Origin of the sequence: Paenibacillus albidus (genome assembly GCF_014644435.1) — a bacterium.
Taxonomy (GTDB): Bacteria; Bacillota; Bacilli; order Paenibacillales; family Paenibacillaceae; genus Paenibacillus_AQ; species Paenibacillus_AQ albidus.
The window spans coordinates 1-5,740 of sequence record NZ_BMKR01000087.1; the positions used below are offsets into that span (position 1 = coordinate 1).

At 37.8% G+C, this 5,740-nt stretch carries 6 protein-coding genes and 2 pseudogenes; 1 reads left to right on the top strand and 7 read right to left on the bottom strand.

The window, feature by feature from the left end:
- Positions 1-338: 338 nt before the first annotated feature.
- Positions 339-434, bottom strand: coding sequence for an RHS repeat-associated core domain-containing protein (locus IEY53_RS34480; protein ID WP_189032834.1), 96 nt, complete (start codon positions 432-434; stop codon positions 339-341).
- Between the two features lie 462 nt (positions 435-896).
- On the opposite strand from IEY53_RS34480, the pseudogene IEY53_RS36355 reads away from it, so the two are divergent.
- Positions 897-1,301 (top strand): annotated as a pseudogene (locus IEY53_RS36355) (transposase); the annotation flags it as partial.
- 603 nt (positions 1,302-1,904) lie between these two features.
- On the opposite strand, the gene IEY53_RS34490 reads toward IEY53_RS36355, so the two are convergent.
- From IEY53_RS34490 to IEY53_RS35640, 6 genes and pseudogenes are all read right to left on the bottom strand, one after another.
- Positions 1,905-2,846, bottom strand: a complete 942-nt coding sequence (locus IEY53_RS34490) for a DUF6973 domain-containing protein (protein WP_189032830.1) — start codon at positions 2,844-2,846, stop codon at positions 1,905-1,907.
- Positions 2,847-3,208: 362 nt separating this feature from the next.
- Complete coding sequence (locus IEY53_RS34495; RefSeq protein ID WP_189032831.1) at positions 3,209-3,559, bottom strand: hypothetical protein; 351 nt, start codon at positions 3,557-3,559, stop codon at positions 3,209-3,211.
- A gap of 5 nt (positions 3,560-3,564) precedes the next feature.
- The gene (locus IEY53_RS34500; protein ID WP_189032832.1) at positions 3,565-3,738 is read right to left on the bottom strand and encodes a hypothetical protein; all 174 of its coding nucleotides are present in this window, start codon (positions 3,736-3,738) and stop codon (positions 3,565-3,567) included.
- 458 nt (positions 3,739-4,196) lie between these two features.
- On the bottom strand, positions 4,197-4,670 hold the full coding sequence (locus IEY53_RS34505; RefSeq protein WP_229696534.1) for a hypothetical protein: 474 nt from the start codon (positions 4,668-4,670) through the stop codon (positions 4,197-4,199).
- Positions 4,671-4,729: 59 nt separating this feature from the next.
- Positions 4,730-5,356, bottom strand: a complete 627-nt coding sequence (locus tag IEY53_RS34510; protein WP_189032833.1) for a copper transporter family protein — start codon at positions 5,354-5,356, stop codon at positions 4,730-4,732.
- A gap of 191 nt (positions 5,357-5,547) precedes the next feature.
- Positions 5,548-5,740, bottom strand: a pseudogene (locus tag IEY53_RS35640) (hypothetical protein); the annotation flags it as partial.

Below are 5,740 nucleotides of genomic sequence, written 5' to 3' on the forward strand. Positions count from 1 at the left end.
ATGTTCAATCAAAAATTCACCATTCGAATACAACTTCCCAATATCACCTATTGAAGTCCACTCCTGTTTTGTATAAACCCCATTAATACGGTTAGCTGGATTATATTTAGTAATTCTCCAAGAATAATAATACATCTTATTCTCCAATCTTAGTTAAGAGTGCGTCAAAAGTACCTGACTGAGTAGTTTTACTGTTAATTCACATATCTCCGTCTTCCCTGGCAATTGAAGCATTGTATCCACCTAGTTCTCAGTCTAATGCTCTAAGGGATCGACATGAGTTACTGGATTGTTCTCCACATACACGTATACAAATTCAAACTCAGTGGATTATCTATCTACCCCTCAACCCAATCCTCACTTAAAAACCGACTGATACTCGGATCATAATACCGCACCCGCAGATAGTAAAGACCTGATTCTTTATCATAAATCTCACCTGCATATTTGAATGGGTTGAACGTTGTGCGTCGCGCAGGAAATCATACGTGACGCCTCCACCAATCCCCGAATTTCTCCAGATGTCAAGGGAGCGTCTCCAACCATAGTGTATACCGCCTACCGCTCGTCTCTCTAAAGTTCTGGTAGCCCACATACAGGTAGCCCCCTCTTTCAAGCCGGACATACAACTGATAGACAAGCTGCTTATTGTATTCATATTCCTCCGAACTTTGTACTCCTGCTTAAGAAACTGACCGCCGTACCAGTGTATGAAATACCCCGCAGGAACTTAGCTTACTCGATACATCAGCTTGTCCATAATCCAGTATCATAGCTATCTCCCCTTGCGACATCGGAGATTTATGTACCATCTTAGCTTGAAATTTAAAAGTTAACCGACTAATAAGTATTATTTGGACTTACTTCCGTTCTCCTGTTAGACGAGGTACCGTCGGGGGGGAGTCGTCTATTTTGCTATGGTAATCGACGAAGAGGGACACCGTCAGATTCTTGGTTTTTACATCAGCGGACAAGAGAGCTCAAACGGCTGGCGAAGGTACTCAAAGACCTCTACAACCGTGGAGCGCAGGAAGACCTTGACGGTCTGCCCGGACTGGATGCTGCGTTTAAAGAAATGTATCCCCAAGCCGATGTGCAGCACTGCGTAGTTCAGAAGTACGTGCCACCTTCCCTGAAATTCGAGTCGAACACAAGACCAACGTCATGGAAGCACTCAAGATAGTGTACACCGCTCCAGATGAAGAGTTGGCCCATGCGGAGTTCGAAACCGTTAAAGCCAAATGGGCATGCACTACCCGAAGGATAGGGAAGGCATGGGGAGAGCACTGTCCACCCTGTTACGCTGGTGCCTCCTTTTCAAATAAATCCCCCCAATATAAAAAAAGCCGCCCAATAATGAGCGACTTCAGTTTATATATTAGATTCATTCAGCAGGGAGTAAAGTTATTTAGTGGCATTTGCTCCGTGACCGCAGCAATTACGCTACGCTCTTTGCTATAAAAAGCATATGTACTTAGCAACAAGAGAGGAAGAACAAAGCCCACTTTACTAAGAACTATAATCAAAGTCAAAATTTTTATAGGTGTCTTATTCCCCCTACAAGAATCTCTAATATTCTCACTCTTACTCACTTATACGTGAACCGATTATGAATGGAGTGCATTATATAGTAGTGGAATATATACCAGCAAATTCAATATTGCTATTGTCAGAGACCATTTAAAAGGGTTACTTTTCTTATCTAAGACAGTTGATAGTGATAATATCAATATCAACAAAATTACTGGATACATAATTAGAGACGTCAATTTCTCACTGTCGGAAAGGTCTCCAGGATATGAGGACGATGCATCCGCTCTACTTATTTGAATCCAAAGCAACGTTAAATAAGTATAAAGACCAAGCAAGCATACATCAGCAACAATATAGATTATCTTCTTCATTTATTGCCAAACGCCAAAAGCACGCTCTCTGTCAGCAGTTCCTACACCTGTATCGTACCATTCAATATCACTCCAATAAGCATCATTGAATGCGGCCATATAATCATCTATAGCATAAGAACGCTGGGAATATTTCCTTCCTTGTGAATTATTGTTTATATCCATAATTGACGAGTTGTTAAAAGTGGCGTTAAAAGAACTATACGATGCCCTAGTATAAGTAATTATATCGTTTATCAATGCAGCTCCATAGACTGATTGTTCAGTCTTTGACAAACCAGGCATTTCAGCCATAGCTCTTTTTGCTGCTACAAGTGCGGCTTCATGTGTATCTGCTATACTTCTCGCAGTAATAACACCAATTCTTTGACCCATCAAAAAATTCCACGAAAAATGTCTCAATGCATCCGCTGGATTATCCCAAGTTGTCGTCCCCCAGCCATGAGCTAAAGCATATGCTTCACCTGCTTTACGAGCTGGTGTTGCTGCATTAGCACCCTCCAAAATATCTAAAGTAGACAGACCTGAATTATACAGACTGTAGTTAAGTTCAATCATTTTCGACAAAGCACTTTCATCATATCCCATGGGTTGAATAAGATTCCCATTTTCGTTATGTGAATCCAGAATACTGATTATCTTATTAAGGTGTACCGTCATCTGATCAATTTCCTCTGGTGTTAATTCTGAGTAATCCTTCAATGCTATATTACTATAAAAAACTTTATAATCTTCCAAAGCTTGTATAGCACTCGAATCGATTGCCTCGCTTATAAAATCAAAATCAGAGTCAACTAACTCGCTGGTAATATCTTCTTGATAGACCGCATCTGTAACGCTTTTAATTTTTTCTTCTTGAGCCGATGCATAAGTTGGTACATTAAGAATCGTTGCAACGAGGATGGAAACAGCAGTAACCTTTTTAGCACTCAAAATCAACAAATAAACAACTCCTTTTCCTTTAATATCCTAAATATACCAAATAATTGGCATTTGCTATATAGTTATTTTTAACCAATTCAGTTTCGTTTTAACGAAAAAAACTTCAAATATCCTTAACTGTTTATTAAGTAATATTCGACAATGAGACAAGATTGATATCAAAGTAGTGTAAAACCTTATGAACAGAGTGAGTGACCTCCTACCTACCGAACGCAGAAATAGAAAAGCGAGAGGAGGTCCCCCCGGTTAATTCTGCATTTCTGCAACGGTGCCCGTCAATCTGCCATCCCTGCTGCAAAGTTCTTAAATTAAAAAGCCACAACGCAAGGGTTAGTTACATTGTGGCTATTGCTTATTAAATACTATGATGCTGTTACCCAAGTAACTTCTTGGGCTTTAAGATTAATTACAATAACATCATCTTCACCAGTAATAACTATCTTAATTTGCTCAAGCATTTCGTTATATAAAATAGCATTGGCTTCCAATATTTCATTATTCTCAAGTAAAAAAACAGGTGGTCTTGTCATATGCTCTTGAACATTAATAAATGTCAGTATACCCTCTAATAGCTCCGGCTCCACTTCACTGTAACCAGACTGTTTCCAATTACAAAATTCTAATTTTAAAATTAATTCATTTCTCCCAAAAAATATCTCATTAACAATACTATCATGAAAGTTAATTTGATTAAATAATTCAGTTGGCTTCATTTTCATCATTCCTTTACGGTAATCACTCTCACCCAATTATTAGTAGAAGATTTTACGATTGCCATTACTACAGATTCTGGAATCGTGTAATCACCACTCTGCATAATATCCGATTCTGAAAATCCTGCTTTTCTCATTCTATCTCTTAATTTATTTGCTTCTCCCGCCCAGTAGTTCATAGTTAGCTTTTCCCCACTGCCATTTCATTTCGTTTATTATCCAGTTAGCAGTAATCTCTGTTGCCCAATGGCCACTTGGGTCAAAGTACTTTAGTGGATTCCCACATAAGTATACAATTCAAACTCAGCGAGATTATCTATCTACCCCTCAACCGAATCCTTACTTAAAAAACCGCCCGATACTCGGATCCTAATACCGCCCCGCAGATAGTAAAGGCCTGTTTCTTCATCATAAATCTCACCTGTGTATTTAAATGGGTTCGAGAATCCCTTCCGTCTGGATGGTGATATTCCCCCACTCATCGTAAGCGTAGTTGTTGACGATGTTTCCACTCGCATCTACGATCTGTACAACGCCGCCGTGACAGTTATACAGGTACTGGTTACAACTTTCGATTATTCAGCCATAAAAAACCACATGGATTAAGTGACTCCCATGTGGTTTATTTGAACTAATGTTACTCTAATAACTCATTGTTTAACCTATTCATTTCTTCTAGGAATAGATTGATACGGCTCATATCCACTACTTTTTTCTCAATTGATGCTACATATAATAACTTCAACCAAAAAGCATCTCCATTAGCATAATCCTCAATGGCTTGTTGGATATTCTCGTATGTTAATGATCTAACAATAATGTCTGGCTGAGAAGCTGAAATAAAGTTTACATTTTCATTATTCATTTGTTGTATTAAATTTTGAGGTGTGCTTACTACGACAGTTATATTCGTTCCATCTTCAAGTTTAATAGAAACATCAATGTTATCATTCTCTATATCACTGAGTGTTGATAAAGGAGTTGGATAACTAATTTCCATAACTTTCATAGTGTCCTCCTTATTTCCCGTAGACTTTATATAAATATTTATGACTGTTTGTTCGTTTGTCTTATTTGCCTTTGCCAAAATTTTCATTTCTTTATTATTCATTCTACAAAACACCCTCGCCCTTTCTTCCATGGGGCCGCCGTGGTTAGAATAATTTTGCTTTAATTCACTCTACTCGCTGTTCCTGCTGTGATGTCGATTTTGAAATTTTCCTCAGGGATGCCAAGATCTTTTGTCGTATACAGAATATATTGAGATACATTATCCATTGCCTCAAGCTTCACCCAATGATTAACCTCACTAACCCTAAGTCCCACAATCTTACGCGTCTGTATCTCAATCGGAATGTACGTTTCAACTCCTGAGTCAACATTCTTTAGATAGAGCCGTGCATGACTGTTTCTTTGAAATAAATTAATTAATTCAATTCGATATTCATACTTTTCGTCTGCAGTAATCTTTAATGAGTCACTTCTTATCTTTTCATTTGCCCATCCATTGGTACTGACGCTTTGTAATAGGGCAATAGAGAGTAGCGTTGATAACACTAACACTACACAGATTCCAACATAACCTCCTTTGCTCGTTGGAGTCCATCCCTTTATAAGTAATACGGTAAATAATCCAACGAACAATAGAACGGGTATACCTATCCCCCATAAATAAGTAGTTCCTATAATATCCATTCCTCGTTGAAAATATGCTGTTGAACCTAAAAGAAACCAAACAAATGCTGACGCACTAAATATTATAGTTGCTATTAGTAAAAGTCGTAACCATACTTGCATATTCTCCCACCTTTGAGTTGTGGTATATAGCATTATTTCAACTTTAATATTGGCTCAATATATGTTTTCCATGTTTTTATATCACTATGCATTCGCGAGTGATTTTTAATTCAACTGATAGACTCATCTCTATACTTAAACGGCAAATAACCACATGGAGTATGTGACTCACATGTAGCAAAAATAAAGTGCTATTCTTCCTCCAAATAAGGTGATTGAAAAGGTTCAATAAATAGACCTGAATTACTTATTAACTCTAAAGAATCACTACACTCTAATCCACTTCCAATATACATGTAATAATCAAATCCAAAGTGAACAAACATACTACTACTCTGAAGTTTGCACCAAAGCTTTTCTCTTAGTGTTAATTTACATAATAAC